Here is a 21287-nt window from a genome sequence, read left to right as displayed (position 1 = left end):
TCAGACCCGCCAAAATGCATCATTTTGTGCCACGAGGAAACATACCGGTTAACAATGGGGACTCCTTATAATGGAGCCAGATAATAATTTCCCGTTTGTGCTATTTGTTTATAAAGTCACTCAAGGCCGTGGCTCGTTTGAGTATTGCAGCCCCACCATCACCAAGTATTTTCAAATTTCCCCCGAGAACATTCGCAATAACCCTGGTGCATTTTTTGATTTGCTTCCCGAGCCGGAACGATCACTCTTACAGCAGCGCCTTAGTGATGCTACCGATTTACAAACATCACCCCAGCACGAACAAATCAACATAGAATTTAGCTACAAGCATGCCACCGGAGAAAAAAACCGCTATTTGTTACAAGCAAGCCGGGCCGATGAAGATGCTGTATGTGTGTGGTCAGGTGCAATTTTCTCTATTGATGCCAGCTATCGAAAACAGGAAGCTGCCATTAAATCGGCTAATTACTTTTTGTTTTTGCAAGATCAATTACCCGATTTATTTTATTACAAAGATACCCAATCCCATTTTCTGGGCGGCAATAAAGCCTGGCGAAATTTCCACGGATTCGCAACCACCGAACAATGGCTAGGAAAAACGGATAAAGATTCCCCAAGGTTCACACAGGAAAAAGGCGAGCAAATTTTTAACGAAGAACAAGCCATGTTGCGCTCGGGGCGAATGCAGCGATGGCGCGAGCATATTAACGATGCAGATGGTAGTGATCGCTATATCGATTCGATTAAAGTTCCTATTTTTGATGATCACCAAAAATTACTCGGCCTGGTGGGATTATCACGCGATATCACCGAACAAGTGCTTATTGAAAATGCATTGGATTATGCCAAAACTGCGGCGGAACAAGCAGCGCTGGCCAAGAGTTCATTCCTCGCCGTCATGAGCCATGAAATTCGTACCCCCATGAATGGTGTGATCGGGTGTGCATCATTGCTCGGCGAAACCGAATTGAATGATGAACAACAACAACTGGTGCGCACAATTCAAAGTTGCGGAGAAGGCCTGCTGGTTATCATTAACGATATCCTCGATTATTCAAAAATTGAAGCCGGGCAAATTATCCTGGATGTCCATGCATTTCATTTGCGCGAACTGATTGAAGATACGCTTGAACTTTTTGCCAAAAGCGCATCCGACAAAGGAATAGAACTTAATTCCTATATCGAACCGGAAGTCCCCTTGCATTTGGAAGGTGACTCGTCACGCATACGCCAGGTCCTCATCAATTTAATTGGCAACGCGATCAAGTTTACTGAGCGCGGTGACGTTACCCTGGAAATTTCATTAAAAAATAAAAACCCTGATGAAAGCAGCTGTAAAATTTTATTTTGTGTGCGCGATACCGGCATTGGCATTCCCGAAGAACACCAGGGCAATTTATTCCAGGTATTTACCCAGGCGGATACATCCATCACACGCAAATACGGCGGCACTGGATTAGGACTGGCGATCTCAAAAAAAATCGTGCAGCAAATGGGCGGCGAAATATGGCTTACCAGCAAACCACAAACAGGAACCCATTTTTATTTTACCACCCAGGTTATTTACGAAGAAAAACAACACGAAAAACAAGCATTGGACACCAGCTTGTTTCGCAACTTGCATGCACTGATTGTGGATGACAACGCCACCAATCGTAAAATTCTCGCGGCCACATTAATGCAATGGGGAATGCGGGCAACCGCTTATGCATCGCCGGAAAACGCGCTGGAAAATGTCGGGCTCGGCCACCATTTTGATGTCGCCATACTCGATCAATGCATGCCCAATATGTACGGCAGTGAACTGGCCAAGCGGCTCGGCGATTTGTATACCATAAACCCGATTCCGGTAATTATTTTAAGCAGCGCTTCCGAGCGCAATAGTAATCGCATCACACCGCACATCAGCTTGCAAAAACCAACGCGCAACAATGACTTAATTCGTGCGCTATTGCGCGCATTGAAACTGGGCAGCCATCACCCGGATGCATCACCAAAACAACTACAAACTACCAGCAAAAAAACACGTATCCTGGTGGTAGAAGATAACAGCGTAAACCAGATGGTTATTATAAAAATGTTATCCAAACTTGGTTACACGAATGTCACCGCCGTAGCCGATGGCAAGGAAGCTGTAGAAATCTGCCAGCGCATACCGGTCGATATCATATTGATGGATATTCAAATGCGCATTATGGACGGCTACACTGCGACAGAAAAAATTCGCGCACAACAAAACGCAGGCCCACAACCCTGGATTATTGCGCTCACCGCCGGTGTACAGCAGGTCGAAACTGACCGCGCATTTGCCAGCGGTATGAATGCATTTGCCACCAAACCTATCCAGCTTGAGCAATTGTTACAGGTGTTAAACGACGGCGAGGCAGCGCGGCAAAGCCAACACGCATCCGCCTGAAACGGTTCAAGCACTGTCCCCCTTCTGCTACACTCGCATTCCACATTCACCACATTAAATAGTTGATTATGAGCCTCCCCAGACAAGTCCGCATTGTTGAAGTCGGCCCGCGCGATGGTTTACAAAATGAAAAACAAGCCATTCCCACTTACGCTAAAATCGCATTGATAGAAAACCTGGTCGACGCTGGCTTGAATTACATTGAGGCAGGCAGTTTTGTAAATCCAAAATGGGTTCCGCAAATGGCCGACAGCAGCGAGGTATTTTCTGGTATCCAGCGTAAACCCGGTGTGACCTATGCAGCACTCACGCCCAACCTGCAAGGCTATGAACGCGCTATTGCGGCGGGGGCAAATGAAGTTGCTATTTTTGCGGCTGCGTCAGAAGCATTTAGCCAGAAAAATATTAATTGCTCGATTAAAGAAAGTATTGCCCGCTTTGAGACGTTAATTACTTCGGCAAAACAACAGAACATTCCGGTGCGCGGTTACATTTCCTGCATCGCCGGTTGCCCCTATGAAGGCAATGTCGATGCGGCAACCGTCGCCGGTATCGCCAATGATTTGCTCGCACTCGGCTGCTATGAAGTTTCGCTCGGCGATACCATAGGCGTTGGCACTGCCGGGCAAATCAAACAATTAATTGAAATTCTCGCGCGCACTATTCCTATCGAAAAATTCGCGGTCCATATGCATGACACATATGGACAAGCACTCGCTAATATTTATGCAGCCCTCGAATTGGGTATAAGTGTTGTAGATTCTTCCGTTGCAGGCCTGGGCGGCTGCCCTTATGCCGTTGGCGCAACGGGCAATGTCGCCACTGAAGATGTGGTGTATTTATTAAATGGCTTGGGAATTGAACACGGCGTGGATTTGGAAAAATTAATTTATGCTGGCAATACCATCAGCACTATTTTAGGCAAACCTACCAATTCCAGGGTAGCAAGGGCAATGAGCTAATTTCCTCCCTGTGATAAAGGAAGTGGCAGGATTTAACATGAGAGAAGCCAATTGAACAACGAACTCGAACAACAACTCAACCAGGAGACAGCGCAAATTCACTGGCGTGAACTCCAACGCTTTTTTGCCAGCGGCAATGCAATTGCGATAGATACAAGCCTTGACCTAACCCATGTAGCAGCACAAATCGCCGCCGACAATGCAACCCAATTAAAGCAATGGATGGATGCAGGCTTGGTAGATGCTGTAAAAGACTCACAAGCATTGCAATGGTATGAAGCCAATGCATTGGTATGGGCAGTGGTCATCAAACCGTGGGTATTGGTACAACCGATTACTGGAAAGGTGAATTAATTATGCGAACTATTCGTCGCGCCCGGGCGTCTGATGCTGAGGCGCTTAGTAATTTGTATAGCGGACTGGATACGTTATCGAAACCCTCCATTTTACCGGAGCGCATTGCATCGGTAGCAGCAAGTGATCATACACATTTGCTGGTATGCGATGACGATGGCGAAGTCATTGCGACTGCCCTGGTTTGCTTATGCCAGGATGTTATGTTTGAGAATCAACCATTTGCAATCGTAGAAAACGTCGTTGTCGGTGCGGAATACCATCGTGAAGGTATTGGTAAAAGCATGATGGATTATATTGAAGAACTTTGCGTGCAACAAAACTGCAGCAAGATCATGTTGCAAACCAGCAGCGAAAACCGCAACGCACGTGATTTTTATAGCGCTATGGGTTACGACCCGGACGCAAAAATAGGTTTTATCAAATACCGTCGCTATTTCGGCCAATAATTTTTTATAGTTTATATTCAGTATTAACAAAGGAATTTACGATGAACCTTACCGCATCAGGTATCGCACTGCGTTTTTTGTTTGCACTCTTATTAGTGCTGCTCAGCTACAACCCCAGTGGTTATTCTTATTTTCATTGGGTCCATAACACATTTGACCATATCACGCCGTACGTTGTAATTGCCGGATTAATTTTATTGATTGGCTGGGGTGTTTATATTAAAGCCACGCTGAATTCATTGGGTGTAATTGGCATTATTATATTGGCCGCGTTATTTGCCAGCCTCGTTTGGTTATTTGTGTATTGGGGATTTTTAAGCGTTTCCAACATTTCTGCGATGGCCTGGGTCATTGAAGTTTTACTGGCCGCACTGCTCGCCGTAGGTATGTGTTGGTCGCACATCACGCGCCGCATGAGCGGGCAAGTAGATGTGGATGAAATTGAAGAAAAGTAATTAGTGTAACCGGAGGTTTATAATGCTGGACAAAATGAAAGACCTTGGCTCGCAAGCGTTGATTATCACCAACGATGCTATAGGTGCAGTAACGACTTCGGTTACCAGTAGTGTTGATTCCCTGAACGAAAAAGCGGTCAGGGCATCGACGGCACAAATGTATAGGATCCTGGAAATTGCATTGGAAGAATTAAAAGGCCGGCCACTTGCGGATCAACTATTATCATTAACCTCTTCAATTAATGTAGGGGTTGCTGCACTGGAATTACAAATCCACCTCAACGGAGACCAGGAACCGCGCAAACTCTCTGACAGCCCGGAAGATTCAAATTCATAAAGAGTTAAGCTTAAGCTTAACTCTTTATTTTTTCATCGCTATTTTTCTCCGGTATAAGCTTTTTCCAATCCACTGGGGCCCACTGGTTTTTTCGGCTTCCATACCCACATCAAACCGCGCACAAAACCGTCGCCTTTTACTGTCACATGATCAAGGTCCTGCATAACATAATTTTGCAAGGCTAATCCCTGGTAACGGCGCTCTGCCAATACTTTTTGAAATTTGATGATCGGATCGCGGAACACCGGATATTCACGCGTACCGTAAGAAATAAATACCCGCCCATTTAATGTTTTATTTTTCTTTGCATAGGCATCATCAAGTTTGAAAATTGCCTGTTTATCCCACTCAACAGCAGGGCTTAGCGCAACAAATCCGGAAAAGAAACCAGGCGCGTTATAGGCCGCGGTCAGGGTGAATAAACCACCCAGTGAATTTCCTGCTATAACCCTATCAGAAGTCGCTCCACGGAATTTGGATTCCACTAATGGCGCAACTTCTTTTTGGATAAAAGACAGAAATTGCTCCGCCTTTCCCGAGCCTTCATCAATCGCAGTGAAGGTATAATCCAAACGCCGCTCCTTGCTGTAATCCGCCGTCGCCGGATAAGACAACCCCACCATAATAAATTCGGGGACTTCATTATCGTAAATCAGGTTTCCATAAGTAGAAACCAGCAAGGGCGTATCCCAATAGGCATCCAGATAATAAAGAACCGGATATTTCTTCTCCGGTTGCGATTGATAACTGGAAGGAAACACAATCACCAATTCATGGTTGCGCCCGGTGATTTTGGATTGGATAGGGACAATCTCTGTATTCGCTAGCACAAATTGCTTTGTGCCCTGCTCCGCGTATGCCGATGCAGCCAATCCCAAAAATAAAACGCAAAAATACCAATATTGATTAAATCCGTATTTCTCTAACCCAATTATCTTTAATCCGACATTTTTCAACATAGAAACCTCATTTCCAGATAATCGCGTGACTCTGTCATAAAAACCCCTGGTGAATGTTAATTATTCCTGATGAGAAATTAAATATTGTTTGATAGCGTCCTTATTCGGTTGTTGTAACAGCCAATTCCTGAATTCCTTTACGCGAAAGAATGATTCTTCACCCAATAATTTTTCATAACGTTCATTCAATGCAGCTTCCTGGCGCTGCTTACGGATATTTCGTTGCCATGCGTCAGTAAACACCTTGGGTAATTTACCTTGTAAATCCAGGCGTTTGAGCAATTGCCATTCACCTTTATCCAGCCAGGCCTCATCACACGCCCTGCATAAATCGAGCTTATGCTGCGTTTGCGAGCCAATTTGATATTTCACCATCAAGCGGCTGCATTTGGGACACGAATGAACCGACTCGGATTCATTAGCTTCATCATCATTCGCCGATTCCACAGTAATACCGGCAGTAGTATAACGATCAGCCCAAAAGCGATAATTCATTAACGATACCAAAACACCGTTACAAGAAGGACAACTCGCCACGATCAATCCCGGCTCTAATTCTTGCGGTTCCAATGGGATATTTTTACAAGTGCTGCAATGCATGACTCGCTCCTTTTTGATTATTAATAACGTCGATAAAATAGTGGTTATTTAAATTCCTGCCATAAATTTTCAAATTCTTCCAGATAGGCACTGACCAGTTTCGGTTCGTCAGTAACGAGGATATTTTCCTGGTTGTAATCCGTGGCTGAACGAGTCCAGTTGAAACTACCATTGACGAGGATTTTCTTGTCGATCACGGCGAACTTGTGATGCATATGATTTTCAGTGGAATCCATACGCACCGGCAAACCGTGGTTAATCAGGTAATAAATATCACTACCCTGATCTTGTGCTTTATCGTTGTCAGTAATCAAACGTACATGAACCTTACGTTGATAGGCCGTTAAAATGGCATTGGCAAGGCGATCATCTGAAATGGTGAATACACTAATGTCTATTGATTGTCGGGCACTGATAAGTAGATCAAGCAGCTGACGACGGCAATCCTCACCCGGGCTGAAATGGGCTTCCGCGATGGAGGAAGTTTCAGATTGACGGAAATTGTCGATCACCTTGCTAAGTTTTTCCAACCATAACAAGGTCGCAACGGCATTATCACCGCCAACGTGAACAAACTCGCGCGCAAGCTCGAATGCTTTGTTACGCGTGTAAGCAATATCATCATTGGCCAGGCGCGGGAGGATATCGCGCAACTCCAGTGCTTCTGATTGACTTAATTTAAAATCACTCAAACTGGCCTGCAACCAGTTTTCCAATTCTTGTTGTCGCATGAAAATTCCGTTATTTCATTGAAGGGGTTTTGATATATTTATTTTAAAAATAATTGACTGCCAGATAAGTCAATAACAGCAACCGGAATGGCTGCAACAGTATATAAAACAAAAAGGGGCGCGCTGGTACCACATTTTCCCTCATGGGCGATTCCGTCCAGTCTGGAAGAATGCACAAACCACGCCTGCAATCGCTCCGAATAAATGCGATTCAAATGATACACGGGGATCTGTTGGCAGCACGCCCCATAACATTCCACCGTAAAAGAACGCCACCACCAACGCGATCAATATGTTCAGGAAACGCCGATCAAACCATGCAATCGCGATAGTCAGGCTCCATAAGCCAAAGATCCAGCCACTGGCACCAATATGCAACGCATTGCGCCCGAAACACCACACCAACACACCGGTTAACGTAATAATAAAAAAACTGCTCCACAAATAACGCTTTAAAGAATGCACAAAAAGCAAACTGCTAAAGATAAACAAACCAACCAGGTTATTGATTAGATGCCCAAGGTCGCTGTGTAAAAACGGTGCGATGTAAATTCCCGGTAATGAATCCAACTGCCGCGGAATTAAACCAAACTGAAATAACCATCCCTGGAATACCCAATTAAATACCTGTGCAACAACCATTATTCCCGCAAAGAAAAATAGCCAGCGAAACTTTGCAGATAAGCGCCGCATCGATTATTTCACCTCGGGCAACGGTGGCGATTGTGTTGGGTTTTTGGTCGTCGCAAGCTCTTGTTGCAGGTTTCTGATTTGCAGGGATACTTGTTCAATCTTTTCATGATTGCGCAAATCGATATCCAGTTTTTTATCCATATTGCGTACTAATGGCAAAATGGCACCTTCCAGGGTTTGCGCAAGCACGCTCAACACTTTATCCAAACCTGGCAGGGGCTGATTAATAACTTCTACTGTTGGTGCTGCCGGTTTCACTAATTTTTCTAACCGCTGTAATGACTGGCTTACCAACTCTGCAACAGCTGTATCTTGCGATACAACCGGTGTCGCGGTTTCAGGTTTATGCTCCGCCAACGTTGCAATTTTTTGCACGCCTTCAGCTACATCCGCCAATTGCACTATCAATTTCTGGCCGGTATCGGCTGAATCGCCGCCCATGGCTTTATTGCGCAGGAAATCTTTTTTGATCTGCTCCCAGCGCGCCTTTTGCTCGCCTGTCATATTACCGCGCAGTTCTGCCAGTTTGAGTAAATTGCTTTCCGCACCTGTAGTAAGCATTTGCGCTTCACCCAAATAATGGTCAGCAATCATTTGCATCAGCTCGGCATCATTCATGACCGCCGATACTTTCTCGGTCATCTTGTTCATATTGCGATAACTACCCTGCAGTTTGAATGGAGGTTCAACGCGGAATTTATCGTCCTGTGCGGCAGAGGCAATGTACTGCTGGTTTATTTTCAAAATTACTTTCTGGATCTCAAATAATTTTTTCAACACACCAACAATTTCATTGACCTCTGCCCCCGAATAAGCATGACTTAAATCGGTAGTCGCAACCTGCTCACCTTTTGCCATGGCGATAAATTTATATACATCCTGCATATCGCGCAGTGCTAGCGGTGATAGCACTGCATTGGAGGTCAAGGCGTTTTCGATATAGCTCAACGCAAACTGTTCCTCCATGCCTCCGAGGATGTCGCCGAGGTTATAAATGTCGGCACGGTTGGCGAGCATGTCCGGCACTTTAAACGCTTCTCCGGATTCGGTGTAAGGGTTACCCGCCATACATACGCAGAATTTTTTTCCGCGCATATCGTAGGTTTTGGTTTTTCCTTGCCATACACCGTCAATGCGACGGGTACCATCACAGAGCGAAATAAATTTCTGCAAGAATTCCGGATTAGTGTGCTGGATATCGTCAAGGTAAAGCATGACGTTATTGCCCATTTCCAATGCAAGGTTTACCTTTACCAATTCCTGGCGTGCGGTGGCGTTAGGTGCTTGCTCAGGATCAAGCGATAGCACGTCATGGCCTAATGATGGGCAATTGATTTTCATAAAAATCAATCCCAACCGATTCGCCACATATTCCATCAATGTGGTTTTACCGTAACCCGGTGGCGAGATCATCATCAGCATACCCATTAAATCCGTACGCTTGTTATTTCCCAATGCGCCCATTTGTTTTGCAAGGTTATCGCCGATAATTGGTAAATAGGATTCATTAATTAAACGGTTGCGCACAAATGAGCTGAGCGGTTTCGCTTTGAATTCATTGAGCCGTAAGCTATAACGCTCTTGTTCAACAATTTGTTGGCGCAATTGCAAATAGCGTTGATATTGTGGCACCACTTCATAGCGATGTTGCGCAAGCCGTTGCACAAATGTGTCGATTGAAAACGACAAGCTGCGATCCTGAATTAACGGATGCTCTCCCATCAAACCTGTGACGGTCACTTGCAATTCAACTTCGGTAAATCGGCGGTCTACATGCTGATCGGTTTTTAATAGCGCGACAGCTTCAGGAATGTAATGGCTTAAATGTACCAAACCTTTATCTTTAATCAGTGCCTGTAACCAGGCAACTGCAAGGCTCCAGCGCTCTGCTGGCCACCCCTGCATTTTATCGGCCACATCCAGGTAATGACGCCAGCTCGCCTCATCCAATGACTGCTTTAATGCCTCCACTAATTCCAGCGCATATTTGCTGGTAATAAATTCCGTGCGCTCACGGGCCAGCTCTTCTATCAGATATTCAGCAGCACGCTTCACGTCCAGTGCAGTTGCGGGAATTGGATGATGCTCAATAAATTCGGCAAGGGTTTCTGCAACTTCAGCAACGAGAATTGTGAGGGCATCACCGCTCCCAAACAGGCGCTGCATATGTTTGGCTGAAATAGCGCGGTCTTTCCATGTCTCAAAAGAAAGTGCGCTATCCAATGTTTTGGATGCGAGCGAAAACTCGTTAAGGTTTGACCAAAATACCAATGCAAGCCCGCGAGCAAGGGGATCAAACTTTAATAAATCAGCGGCATCCAGTGCCGGTACCAACGCTGCAAGAATTAATGCGGCGTCCTGATCATGGATACCTTTTTGATAGCCTTCCTTATAACGAGGCGCACTGAATTCACGCACCAAACGGATTAATTTTTCAGGATCAATCAACGCTTCATGCAATTGGTTATGAGATAAACCGTCGGTATTATTTTCGGCTGCATCCAGGATTAACGCGGCGAGATACTCTGCGCGATAGACGTTTGCTGTTTCAGATTCAAGGCTGACAGACCAATAATCTTTTAACTCCAACAACTCGGTGTTATTAACAGCGGCATAATAATCCGTACCGGCAAGATGGAAATTTAATTCACCCTCGCGCGGAATAATCGTCAGGTCCAGTTCCTGGGTATTTACACTGAACTTATGCTTGCCCAGCTTGATGACATTGCCACCCTCTTCAAAAATATCGCTTTTATCGCGCAATGCACGCAATGCCTGGCCCTTAATGGCTTTAAAGCGCGCGTCGAGATCATCTGCCTTTACCGCATTATCAAGCGCTTTTAATTGCTCAACCAAATCATTAATTTTCAGGACCAGGGCATCCGATGCGAAATATGTATTTAAATCTTCCTGGCTGCTGATCCCCAGCGAACGTTTTTCGATACTGGCGAGGATACGGGCGGCGGCATCGGTAATGCTTTGTGCTTTTTTCTGGCGCTCATCTAATAAGCGCTGCTTATGCTCCTGGAAACTTTCATAAATTTCCTCACGTTTCGCCATAATATCCGTAAGGAATTGATCAAACTCACTGAACTGTCCTTCCAATTCTTCCAGACGCACGAGTGATTTTGAAAGTTGTTCGTCGCATTTTTCCGGCGTAGTTGCCAACCCCAAAGCATGGGCAATACTTTGGGAGAATAATTTAAATTGCGCACCAAATTGCGCAACGGCTTCAGCAGAACCAAAATTCCTTTGCTTGTATTTTGCGTTAGCCCTACTTTGGTTGAGCCTGGCATAGACTTCGGAAATTGCGTCTACAATGCGCGTACGCACTGTAGCGTCGTCTACCTTAAGTGTGCCCATCAACTCCGACAACAAATCCAGACCCGAAGCGGTTTTTTCAATCACTTCAATAATGGGGGTAATCGCTGCGTTTGTTTCTGCCTTCTCCACTTGCTGATTTAACTCATCCAGTTTGGTGAGATAAGGTGTGAGGGATTTTTCATCCGACAGATAAACAACTGTTTGCTCACTTAATGTGGTGTTTGCATCAAGCAACTGCTGATCCAGCTGCGCAATACGCGCCTGGTCGATATAACGGTAATCTTTAATTGTTGCCAGGTGGCCGCGCTGTTTACGTACACGGCTTAATGCATCCACATAATCCTCAGCCGTGCTCCAATTTTCCGGACGTAGCGATTGTAAAATAGTTTCTTGCTCACGCTCTGCATCCTGCATGGCTTTGGCAGATTGCTGACGGATAGATTCTACCTTTTCAAACTCGTCGATAACCAATTCCGCCGTTGCGGAAATTTCTTTTAACACAGACGCAATTGAACTGGTTTCGTTTTCACTGAGCCAATAATAACTATCGAATACCTTTTTAGCAGCAAGGCTTAATTCTTCATAGAGGCGCACAGAAACCGATTGGTTGCCAATAATGCGACCAATACTGTAAAAATCTGAAATGCCGCGCACTAATTCATTGTTGCCAACGCGGCCATAAAAATTTTGCCGTGCCGGCACTTTGCTCGCAAATTCTGTACTGACGTAAGGTGTTTCCCATATTTGCATGGGATGTACCCGGGTAGGTTCAGCTTCAGCAGAGAAAATAACTATTTCGCCATTATCAGCAAGCGCATAACCGCTGCCATAAATGGGATTTTGCAATTTCTTTTCAATAATGTTGTATGCCAGTAGCGAAACCAAGCCGACCGCCGGTTCATAAAATACGTAGAGCACATCTTCGCCGTTGGGCGAACGGATCATGCGCTTGAAGCGAAACGTACTATTATCTTCCTCAAAGGTTTTATATTCGCCAGTATTTAGATAATAGCCGCCGGGAAAAATAATACCGTGGCTTTCCGGTAACTGTACGCAGCTTTGTCCGATTTTATCGATCCGCAATACACTTTGTGTCAGTGAATTGAAAATCAGGTAGCGAAATTGCTCCTCGCGATAAGGGCGGATTTTTAACAATACCAAATTACCAACTGCTGCATAAAATACGCTGGCGTCATCCAGTGACTGGGTTTTATCTTCAACCGTTTCGCGATAAATACCCAAGCCGTCTTCAGTATTATTTTCGATTTTAATGGTGAGGTCACCACCAACCGTTTCAACAAATACCTTGTCGAGGATATTTAAATGCGGGTGGCGCCCATGTACAGCATTTTCGCGGGTAGCGGGAACCCATTCGAAATCAAAAGCCGGAGGCAATTGAATATCGCGTTCACCACGATTATCAATGTACTTTACAGTTTTGCCGTCGGGAGAAATTGACCAGCGGAATACGCGAATATCATCCAGCCGCTCACCAATCTGGAAACCGGCAAGCAACTTTCCGTTATTGATCGTCAACTCAACGATGCGCGTATCTTTGTAATAACGATACAATTCATCAAAGTCGTTAACAAAGCTTTGTTCCGCTAAAAAAGTATCCGCAAAGCCGACTTGTTCCAGCTCAACACCGGCGTCAGTATCTTTTTTAATAAAGAGCGAAAATACATCTTCAACTTTGGTTTCTTTTTTTAAACCAATAAAGACGTTATATCCAAATAGCAGATAATCGCCAACCTGCACTATATCGCGAGAAATGCAATTATTTTCCGTGCGCACACGCACACGCGCTGTTGCGACCATGGCAGAACTGCCAAACTCGGCGAGGCGTGCATTATTCAGTTCACGTACTTTTTGGGTAAGCTGCTGACCTTGATCCAGCAAACGCTTGCGAATAATTTCATAAGCTCCGCCTTCGGCAACGGCTTTATCTACAATATTGTCAGCAGCCTGGGCGGCATCGTTTTGCTGCGCCATGATGGATTCCTTTTAAACTAAGCAGTCAACGTAAATAAAGTTTCTTACTGCAAACTGTTTATCGCTGGAAATCTGGTTTCAAATATTTATCAATATTCGCTACATAAGGCTTGCCTGAAAGAATACAGGTATTTCACTAGCGCAAAATATATTTTGCTTGCTACTCACCATTACACAGCGCCTTCATGGAGCACGATCAATTGCATCACTGCATTCATTATTGCGTTGCCCCTAAAGAGATAAGGCAAGCACATCCCTGTAATTGCAAATTGACAGTATTGAAACCAAACCTCAACGTTAAACATGCTTACGAGCAACAAAACCTTATTCGATCTTTTCAACAATGAAAAAAATCAACCCACCACCTCAACGTCTTCCGCCTTTTCTTTCGCTACCGGAGCCGCAACAGCACCCTTATTAACGAAACGGTCCAGCACCGCCTGAATCACACCACTCTTTCCAGCCAGTCCGTCAATCGCTTTACCAATCGATAAGGACTTGGCGAAATTATCAAAAAATTGTGCCTCACCTCCGACAATATCGATATGCGCTTTCTGCAACGCGATCGCAAGAATCTCTGCATTTTCTTTCGCAATTTCTTTGCCCGCTGCAATGCTTGCCAAGGTTTCCTTCAGCGAAGTTTCCAATCCCATACGGAACTCCTCATGTGAACGCGCGCTTTCGCTCATCGCATTCATCGCCTCGAACTTCTCAGTCAAGCCGTCCGCCTCTGCTTTAAATTGTTCGCGTGTAACTTCAGCGCCCGCCAGGCCCACTTCTTTTTTCGCTGTGGCCTCAGAAGTGCCTTTGGTAGCAATAACATCGGCTTCTGCATGGCCTTTCGCACTAATCACTTCAGCTTCTGCTTTGCCGGCTTCTGCATTTGCAGTGCCTTTCGCACGAATAACGCTGGCCTCAGCCACACCTTCTTTTTCCAACGCCGTTGCTTTGGCTTCCTGCACTTTCGCATCGGCCAAGCCGGGAGCTGCACGCTCGGCTTGAATCCCCTCGGCCAGTTTTTTCATCGCCTCCGCTTCTTTTGCAGAGGCTTCCAATTTGGCCTGTGCCATTGTCATAATTTCGCTGGCTTTGTGCTTTGCGGAAAGTTCTTCTGCTTCCGCTGCTTTCACCTGCTTCACTTTTTCTTCTTCCGCTGCTGCTTCTGCAGCCAGCACTTGTACTTGTTTCTTACGGTCCGCATCAGAAACTTCGCGCACTTCCTTAATACGTTCTTCTTCAATTGCAACCGTTTTATCCACTACTACACGTTCGCGAATAACGTTAGCGATTTCTTTCTTCTGCAATTCAATCGCTTTTTCTGCTTCAATGGTTTGCAATTCCACTTCACGTTTACGCGCAACTACTTCCAGATCACGGGCCCGGGTGACTTTTTCCTGTTCAATCGCTACTGCACGCAAACGATTTTGCTCAGCCACTTCAATTTCACGTTTCTGGTTTTCAGTTTGTACCGACAGATCCTGTGCAACCTGAATCGCCGTTTGCTCATACTTGCGACGTTCTTCTTCCTGGACTTTTTTGGTTTCCGCTTCTTCGCGCGCTTGAATGGAGGCAATCTCGCGTTTCTGGCGCGCTTCAGCATCCGCCTGCTGGCGCTCAAGGGCGAGCATGGCTTCTGTGGTTTCTACATTCTTTTTCTTGATTGCCAATTCTTCATCGCGCTCAAGGATATTGGTACGTACATTTTGCGCAGCAGTTAACTCGGTAATTTTTTTGATCCCTTCTGCATCCAGGATATTATTCGGATCAAGCGATGCCTTTGGAGTTTGTTCAATGTAATCGATTGCTACATCTTCCAATACATAACCATTCAAGTCATCACCAATTACCTGGATGATTTTTTCACGGAACTCCAAACGGTTTTCAAACAATTGGATAAATTCAATTTGTTTACCAACAGTCTTCAAGGCTTCAGAGAATTTCGCCGCAAATAACAACTCCACGGCTTCGCGATCGGAGGCGCGCTCCGCGCCAATGGCCTTGGCCACACGCAATACGTCTTGCGGTGTTTCGTTTACACGCAAATAGAATGCAACAGTAATATCTGCGCGCAAATTGTCTTTACAGATCAATCCATCGCGACCACGGCGGTCCACTTCCAGCGTAATCAGCGAAATATTCATCAATTCTTTTTTGTGGATGATGGGCCACACCAGGGCACCGGTAAAATGTACTTTAGGTGTAGATGTCGTATCATTCACGATCAAGGCAGTTCCCTGCGCTACCTTGTTATAAAATGCTTTGAAAATACCCGCCAAGCCCATCAAAGCTAAAAATACAAAAAACACGCCGGTTGCGACTGGTGCGAACATAGCAGGATCAAACATTTTTAGTACTCCTTTTTACCCTTTAATAGTTAACAATTATTCGCTGGGCTTACCCAGAAATTCCGCTTCAGAAATTACGTTATACACATGCTGCCCCGCGCGATACTCCAACAACACCACACGCTCACCACGTACAAATTGCTGCTCGCCAATTGCGCGAACCTTTACAATTAAACCTGCACCGCCATCATCAAAACTAGCCTCACCGGAATGCGCATCGACTTTTGATGAACGCACTATTGCTGTTTGACCAAGAATTTTCTTTTCTACATATTGATCGGCTTTTGCAAAAAGCCTACGCAATGGTTTTATTAATTGCGCAGTGATAAGCACAGCTACATACAACGAAAATATGAACACCGGAATACCGATAACAAACCTGAGCCAGCCATAACCGAACAACCACGATTCGAAATAACTAAGGTAGTAACTGATAAACCAACCGATCAATGCGATGAGGGTAATAATGATTGTGACCGGAACCCCGTTGAGCCCCAAGCGCAACAGAATGCCGGCAAAGGTTTCGGCAAAGCTGTGTTCGGCATGGGCATGCAGGTGCCCATCCGGTAAATCTACATCCAATATTTCGATGTCGAATAAACCGATAGCTGCGCACACCCAATAGAGCGTGGCCACACCCAATACAAAGGTGAAGATCACCGTAGGAAAACTGACAATGGTGAGTAAAAAATCATTCATACTGAATATTCCAGAAAACTATACAGATGGTTTTTAAACACATTCCGAATAGATTTGCCATGGCATAAAACTACTGGCAAGCTCGCTTCTCGTGATTCCATTCTTCATCGTCCTTAATATTAAATTTTTACTGCACGCGATTAATTTTGGTTTGTGGATTTATTTTTGATTCGCGCCAACACATCTTCCGCTGATTTTCCACTGGTCGTTATTCCAGCAGCTTCCAACTTTGCCTTGAGTGAATCATCGCCACTGGTTTTTGCCATTTCATCGGCAGCTTTAAATTGCGCATCTTTTAACGCCTGGCGCTCCTTGATGCGCTCCAGCGATTCCATTGCCGTGCGCATTTTTGAATCCGAGCCACTGTGGCGCTCAGCAACGGCAGCTTGTGCGCGCTGCACATTTTCAGTGGCCTTTACCGTATCCACTTGCTGCTTCAGACGCTTGATATTTTTTTCTGCCTGGTCAATCGCCGCGCGCAATTTTGCGACGCTTTGCGCAAAACCTTCCGCAGCTTCTTTTTCCGAAGTAAGGCTATTTTCAAATTCTGCAATGCGCTCTGCGACTTCCAGCGCGAGTTTTTCATCACCTTTTTCCAATGCCTTTGCCGCGTAGCCTTCATGCTCGTCGATATTCTTTTGCAATTGTTTGCATTTTTCTTCGGCCAGCTTTTGACGCGCCATAATTTCCGCAAGGCTGTCTTTGGAGCGTTTTAATTCTTCACCCGCATCGCGAACTTCCTGATCCAGAATACGCAACGCCTGACTATCTACTATCGCCTCACCTGCTTCATTCACGCCACCGCGCAAGGCAGTAATCATTTTCGACCAGATATTCATACGTATTTACCTCGATAATATCCGCTAGGAACTTGTTAATTAAAATCCATTATTTCAATAGCTTTTTATTTCAGGAATTTTTTATTTCAAGAGTTTTTTATTTCAAGAGAAAATCCGCATAAGCCTCGGTTGCCTGGATGACGTTAGAAGCCAGAATTTCAATTTCAAATACAATATCTTGCAAACTGGACGCAGAACTCAGCGCACCGAACATGTGGTAACAATCATCGCCATCGATTTTGTCCAGGCTAATCGTCGACAATGGAAAATATTTATGGGTGCGCAATACCGTTTCATTAAACAAGGCCGGGTCAGTCACTTCTGACAATGACCACAAGGTTGCTTCAACCACTATTTGCTCGCCCGATACGGTGACGAACAACGGCAAATCGCCATATTCATACATAGTGATATGTAGCGCCGGCGCCACACCATCAATTAATTCGATCTCCGCCCGCTCACCGGCAAACAATTCCGATTTGCCCAGTGCATCGTAGAGGCTTGGGGTGGTCCAACGGTTAACAACATCGGTCATTCGACTTTCTCCTTTCACTGGCATAAACCCACGGGAAACAACCTGTTTGGCAGACACCCGCAACTCCATCTCATAAAGAGAAAGGCGGCGCGCATTCTCCGGGAGAATCCACACCTCTTTTTTCACGAACCCTTGTTCCCGCAGCCGGTTGCGGTATTCGCGCTGGTAATGAGCTGATGATTTTTTCTGCATGAAAGGAACATTAAAACATTACATGTAATAAATCAAATATTACATGTAACAGAAGGCAATACGGGTAACCGGAAAAAAAAGTCCGCTAAACAGCCACTTATCAAAGCGCCAAAAGATGAAACCCACCTTTTGATAATCAAAAGATGGGCTCTTTGGCAATATCAATCAGAAAATAATCTAAGCGACACACTATATTCAGAAAACCGGGGAAAGATGATTTATGATTCCTCGCCCTGCAAACAAGCAAACAACAAGGAACAACCTAAGGAACAACCTGTTGATGGATACCCTGATTTCCCCGGTTACGTTACTGCCAGTCAACCTGGTCCATATCGTTTATCTTGCTGTGTGCCTGCTTGGATTGCTGCTTGTCAGTGGTAACGAGCGCATCAGCAGTGTGCGAATCCTGTTATCACTGGTAGCGCTATTGATGACTTTCAATTTGCTGGAAGAAACGGGTATTTCACGCAATTTGCACATGGTTACGCCGGCACTATTGCTGGGTTTTGGCCCGGTGTTCTATTGGTTTTGCAATCAATTGGTTTATAACAAGGCACCGAGTGTTCGCCAATTGGCCCTGCATTTATCGCCCATACTCCTGACCCTGCCATTTACCCAGTGGCTGCAAATTGTTATTGCGTTGGGCAGTATCAGCCAGATCATTTATTTATCGTTTGCTATCAATTTGATCCAGCGTTACCACAGAGTGGTAAAACAAACGAGTTCCAACGCGCCGGATATTTCAATCCACTGGATGACCGGCATTATCGCCATGCTGTTGGTTATGATGCTGCAGGATCTGGTGCGGCTGAACCTGCAGCCATTTCTTGCACCGGAGTGGCTACAGCGCTGGTACTTCATCAATATCAGTATTTATACCGGGCTTATCAGTTACCTGATTATTATGGTGGTACGGCAACCACAGCTATTTAATCAATTCAGTGAATTTGAATACCTGAACAAAACCCCACAACCGGAAAAAACCACTACCGATACAGAAGCGCATTCATTATTTCAGGAAGTGGACAAGATTATCCGGGATCGCCAGCTTTATCGGCAATCCAGGCTTAGCTTGCGCGATCTTTCGACCGAGACCGGCATCCAGGAAAAAACCCTATCCTGGATTATTAACCAGGGCTCACAGAAAAATTTTTCCGAATATATCAATCAGCTCAGGGTTGATGCAGCAGCTATTGAGTTTGCAACCAATCAATCTGGCAACTTACTGGATGTGGCCTATGCGGTTGGGTTCGGCTCAAAATCCACATTTAATTCCGCATTTAAAAAGCAAACCGGTATGACGCCAAGTCAATTCTGCAAGAAAATTGCAGAGCAAAACGCGCTTCAAAGTGCAGAATCATGATTCGGGACGAAAACCCGCACTAGAATTCCAACAATGGTGCATCCAATTATCAGGAGCGCACCATGAAACTTATCCCGATCACGCTACTGGTTATTATTTGTAGCTCAATAACCGGTTTTACTTTTTCCATAACACAACCCGATAAAACCCGACTGCTGAGCAACAAGCAAGTTGAGCAATGGCGTGCTGACATTGATTTTTTGCAGCAAGCGCTGGCGCGCCGCCATATCAATTTGTATCACACGATTAACGCGGGATTTTTCAAGCGCGAATTAACGCGGATAAAACAACAATTAACCTCGCTCACCGAAACAAGCCTGGCTATCGAGCTAATGCGCTTGATACAACGAGTGGGCGACGGCCATACCCAATTTGCTTACCAGGGAACTGAATACCATCGCTACCCCCTGGAGCTACGCTTGTTTGACAAGGAGTTACGCGTGATTGGTATTGTCCGGCAACACAAACAGTTGCTGGGGGCAAAACTCGTTGCGATTGAGGGGGCGACCATCGAGCGGCTGCATGAATTAACCTCACCAATCCTTCAAGGCGTTGAAAATATTTACTCGGCGCAACAGCGTTTTACAGAGACAATCATCGTAGCGGAAATTTTGCATGGTTTAAAAATCAGCCCAAACCTGCAACAGGCCAGCTTCACCTTTAAATTATCAAATGGAGACGAATTCAGTATCAAACTGAAGAGCTTTTCCAGTCGGCAATTTAATAATCAGGATATGGATTTTCTTATGAAGCCAGCGCTAACGCAGTTTACACACAGCAAAATCTCCATTGAAGGCCTGGATTTATATCTTGGCAATGACAACCAAATAGCCTACCTGGATTTCCACCATTATTCAGACTTTGCGGCAATGCAGGATTTTTCGGAAGATTTGATTGCGTTGTTGCGCGCGAAAAATACCAAAGAAGTGATTATCGATTTGCGCAACAACGGCGGCGGAGATTTTTTTGTGGGATTACAACTCGCCTGGGCATTAATCATGGTCGACAATCTGAATTGGCGCGACGGGCTTTATGTACTAACAAGCCGAAAAACTTTTTCGGCAGCGATGAGCAACGCAGTGCAGTATCGTCAATTATTAAATGCAACGTTAGTGGGCGAACCAACCGGTGCGAACCCGGTAGGCTATCAAGATGCCGGCAATTTCAAATTACCAAACTCTGGCTGGAACGTGATGTATTCCAAGCGCTTGTATAAATTTCAGGAGACATCAACGCCCGGTGTGCAACCGGATATTTTGCTTGCGCCCGATTGGGAATTGTTCAGACAAGGCAAGGACAACCAGCTCGAATGGGTATTGGAAGATATTCGCAAACGCAACAAGGGCTAACGCTTGTTGTGTATCTCCCAGGTTTCCAGTTTTTTCTTATCGCTTTTGCGCAACAATACATAGGTCGCACCAACCCAGCCATGCTGCTTTTGGGCGGAATGAAATGCGAGGATTTCAGGGAATTGGGGCAACCAGTGCGCGATACAACTTTTGAGCTGTGCCGGTAAATTGCGCCCCTCACCTTTACCGTGGGTGATCAGCGCGCAGCGGATATCATGATTCATGCAATCTTTGATGAACTGGAATACCGCGTTGCGCGCCTGATCGATAGTCATATGGTGCAAATCCAGGCGCGCATCGATTTGGTATTTACCCAATCGCAGGTTGCGATAAACCCCGTTTTGCACACCATCGCGCTTGAATTCAATCACCGCCAATGGATCAACCGGCTCAATGTATTCGCCGGACAGGAAATTTTTGTCTTTTGCCAGCTCGGCAGTAGCAGCCTTGCGGCGGGTCAATGAGTTGGTTTTATCCAATTGTGGTGATGCCAGGACCACTTTTTCTTCCACTTTGATAGGTTTTACATCCTTCATTTGCTGGAAAAACAAATCGGATTCGGAATTCTTGGACATGACAAGAGCGCCTTGCAGAAATGGATCGGTGGCTTTTGGCAAGCCGGAGGCAAATTGTAAATCAATTCCCCTTTCGTAACAAAAAGCTTGCACAAGCCGGATTACACTTGTAATCTAA

General features: G+C 45.3%; 18 protein-coding genes. 8 read left to right on the top strand and 10 right to left on the bottom strand.

The features are described from left to right. Positions 1–70 precede the first annotated feature (70 nt). The 6 genes from A596_RS17735 to A596_RS17710 all read left to right on the top strand — a co-directional run bounded on the left by A596_RS17735 (position 71) and on the right by A596_RS17710 (position 4973). The gene (locus A596_RS17735) at positions 71–2416 is read left to right on the top strand and encodes a response regulator (protein WP_052417649.1); all 2346 of its coding nucleotides are present in this window, start codon (positions 71–73) and stop codon (positions 2414–2416) included. 68 nt (positions 2417–2484) lie between these two features. Next, positions 2485–3378: a hydroxymethylglutaryl-CoA lyase gene (locus A596_RS17730; RefSeq protein WP_039917297.1), complete on the top strand. Its 894-nt coding sequence runs from the start codon at positions 2485–2487 to the stop codon at positions 3376–3378. A gap of 51 nt (positions 3379–3429) precedes the next feature. Continuing rightward, the gene (locus tag A596_RS17725) at positions 3430–3732 is read left to right on the top strand and encodes a DUF2288 domain-containing protein (RefSeq protein WP_039917291.1); all 303 of its coding nucleotides are present in this window, start codon (positions 3430–3432) and stop codon (positions 3730–3732) included. Positions 3733–3734: 2 nt separating this feature from the next. Continuing rightward, a complete protein-coding gene (locus A596_RS17720; protein ID WP_039917289.1) occupies positions 3735–4181 on the top strand; it encodes a GNAT family N-acetyltransferase in 447 nt (148 codons plus the stop codon). 41 nt (positions 4182–4222) lie between these two features. After that, positions 4223–4636 (top strand): DUF6524 family protein, encoded by a 414-nt coding sequence (locus tag A596_RS17715; protein WP_039917288.1) that lies wholly within the window; start codon positions 4223–4225, stop codon positions 4634–4636. Positions 4637–4658: 22 nt separating this feature from the next. After that, positions 4659–4973, top strand: a complete 315-nt coding sequence (locus tag A596_RS17710; protein ID WP_039917287.1) for a hypothetical protein — start codon at positions 4659–4661, stop codon at positions 4971–4973. A gap of 38 nt (positions 4974–5011) precedes the next feature. On the opposite strand, the gene A596_RS17705 is transcribed toward A596_RS17710, so the two are convergent. From A596_RS17705 to A596_RS17665, 9 genes are all read right to left on the bottom strand, one after another. After that, positions 5012–5932, bottom strand: coding sequence for an alpha/beta hydrolase (locus tag A596_RS17705; protein ID WP_039917286.1), 921 nt, complete (start codon positions 5930–5932; stop codon positions 5012–5014). 60 nt (positions 5933–5992) lie between these two features. Continuing rightward, on the bottom strand, positions 5993–6532 hold the full coding sequence (locus A596_RS17700; protein WP_052417647.1) for a TFIIB-type zinc ribbon-containing protein: 540 nt from the start codon (positions 6530–6532) through the stop codon (positions 5993–5995). A gap of 44 nt (positions 6533–6576) precedes the next feature. Then, a complete protein-coding gene (locus A596_RS17695) occupies positions 6577–7263 on the bottom strand; it encodes a phospholipase D-like domain-containing protein (RefSeq protein ID WP_039917284.1) in 687 nt (228 codons plus the stop codon). 141 nt (positions 7264–7404) lie between these two features. Next, positions 7405–7956, bottom strand: a complete 552-nt coding sequence (locus tag A596_RS17690) for a rhomboid family intramembrane serine protease (RefSeq protein ID WP_039917282.1) — start codon at positions 7954–7956, stop codon at positions 7405–7407. Between the two features lie 3 nt (positions 7957–7959). Next, positions 7960–13272 (bottom strand): DNA repair ATPase, encoded by a 5313-nt coding sequence (locus tag A596_RS17685; RefSeq protein WP_052417646.1) that lies wholly within the window; start codon positions 13270–13272, stop codon positions 7960–7962. 353 nt (positions 13273–13625) lie between these two features. Beyond that, on the bottom strand, positions 13626–15617 hold the full coding sequence (locus A596_RS17680; protein ID WP_052417645.1) for a flotillin family protein: 1992 nt from the start codon (positions 15615–15617) through the stop codon (positions 13626–13628). 36 nt (positions 15618–15653) lie between these two features. Then, complete coding sequence (locus A596_RS17675) at positions 15654–16316, bottom strand: OB-fold-containig protein (RefSeq protein ID WP_039917281.1); 663 nt, start codon at positions 16314–16316, stop codon at positions 15654–15656. 140 nt (positions 16317–16456) lie between these two features. Then, on the bottom strand, positions 16457–17155 hold the full coding sequence (locus tag A596_RS17670; protein ID WP_039917279.1) for a PspA/IM30 family protein: 699 nt from the start codon (positions 17153–17155) through the stop codon (positions 16457–16459). A gap of 97 nt (positions 17156–17252) precedes the next feature. Next, the gene (locus A596_RS17665; RefSeq protein ID WP_039917278.1) at positions 17253–17882 is read right to left on the bottom strand and encodes a YjfI family protein; all 630 of its coding nucleotides are present in this window, start codon (positions 17880–17882) and stop codon (positions 17253–17255) included. Positions 17883–18162: 280 nt separating this feature from the next. On the opposite strand from A596_RS17665, the gene A596_RS17660 reads away from it, so the two are divergent. Next, positions 18163–19245, top strand: coding sequence for a helix-turn-helix domain-containing protein (locus A596_RS17660; RefSeq protein WP_039917277.1), 1083 nt, complete (start codon positions 18163–18165; stop codon positions 19243–19245). A 62-nt stretch (positions 19246–19307) separates the two neighbouring features. Beyond that, positions 19308–20594 (top strand): S41 family peptidase, encoded by a 1287-nt coding sequence (locus tag A596_RS17655; RefSeq protein WP_039917275.1) that lies wholly within the window; start codon positions 19308–19310, stop codon positions 20592–20594. On the opposite strand, the gene smrA is transcribed toward A596_RS17655, so the two are convergent. Next, positions 20591–21169 (bottom strand): DNA endonuclease SmrA, encoded by a 579-nt coding sequence (gene smrA, locus A596_RS17650; protein WP_039917273.1) that lies wholly within the window; start codon positions 21167–21169, stop codon positions 20591–20593. The two genes, A596_RS17655 and smrA, sit on opposite strands and share 4 nt — an antisense overlap. Positions 21170–21287 lie beyond the last annotated feature (118 nt).

Source organism: Cellvibrio mixtus subsp. mixtus J3-8, assembly GCF_000766945.1.
Lineage (GTDB): Bacteria > Pseudomonadota > Gammaproteobacteria > Pseudomonadales > Cellvibrionaceae > Cellvibrio > Cellvibrio mixtus_A.
This window is presented reverse-complemented; position numbering and strand designations above follow the sequence as displayed.

Excerpts from the sequence above, each read along its gene's own strand:
- A596_RS17735 (WP_052417649.1), top strand. The coding sequence starts at position 71 with ATGGAGCCAGATAATAATTTCCCGTTTGTGCTATTTGTTTATAAAGTC.
- A596_RS17730 (WP_039917297.1), top strand. The coding sequence starts at position 2,485 with ATGAGCCTCCCCAGACAAGTCCGCATTGTTGAAGTCGGCCCGCGCGAT.
- A596_RS17720 (WP_039917289.1), top strand. The coding sequence starts at position 3,735 with ATGCGAACTATTCGTCGCGCCCGGGCGTCTGATGCTGAGGCGCTTAGT.
- A596_RS17715 (WP_039917288.1), top strand. The coding sequence starts at position 4,223 with ATGAACCTTACCGCATCAGGTATCGCACTGCGTTTTTTGTTTGCACTC.
- A596_RS17710 (WP_039917287.1), top strand. The coding sequence starts at position 4,659 with ATGCTGGACAAAATGAAAGACCTTGGCTCGCAAGCGTTGATTATCACC.
- A596_RS17705 (WP_039917286.1), bottom strand. The coding sequence starts at position 5,932 with ATGTTGAAAAATGTCGGATTAAAGATAATTGGGTTAGAGAAATACGGA.
- A596_RS17700 (WP_052417647.1), bottom strand. The coding sequence starts at position 6,532 with ATGCATTGCAGCACTTGTAAAAATATCCCATTGGAACCGCAAGAATTA.
- A596_RS17695 (WP_039917284.1), bottom strand. The coding sequence starts at position 7,263 with ATGCGACAACAAGAATTGGAAAACTGGTTGCAGGCCAGTTTGAGTGAT.
- A596_RS17690 (WP_039917282.1), bottom strand. The coding sequence starts at position 7,956 with ATGCGGCGCTTATCTGCAAAGTTTCGCTGGCTATTTTTCTTTGCGGGA.
- A596_RS17685 (WP_052417646.1), bottom strand. The coding sequence starts at position 13,272 with ATGGCGCAGCAAAACGATGCCGCCCAGGCTGCTGACAATATTGTAGAT.
- A596_RS17680 (WP_052417645.1), bottom strand. The coding sequence starts at position 15,617 with ATGTTTGATCCTGCTATGTTCGCACCAGTCGCAACCGGCGTGTTTTTT.
- A596_RS17675 (WP_039917281.1), bottom strand. The coding sequence starts at position 16,316 with ATGAATGATTTTTTACTCACCATTGTCAGTTTTCCTACGGTGATCTTC.
- A596_RS17670 (WP_039917279.1), bottom strand. The coding sequence starts at position 17,155 with ATGAATATCTGGTCGAAAATGATTACTGCCTTGCGCGGTGGCGTGAAT.
- A596_RS17665 (WP_039917278.1), bottom strand. The coding sequence starts at position 17,882 with ATGCAGAAAAAATCATCAGCTCATTACCAGCGCGAATACCGCAACCGG.
- A596_RS17660 (WP_039917277.1), top strand. The coding sequence starts at position 18,163 with ATGGATACCCTGATTTCCCCGGTTACGTTACTGCCAGTCAACCTGGTC.
- A596_RS17655 (WP_039917275.1), top strand. The coding sequence starts at position 19,308 with ATGAAACTTATCCCGATCACGCTACTGGTTATTATTTGTAGCTCAATA.
- smrA (WP_039917273.1), bottom strand. The coding sequence starts at position 21,169 with ATGTCCAAGAATTCCGAATCCGATTTGTTTTTCCAGCAAATGAAGGAT.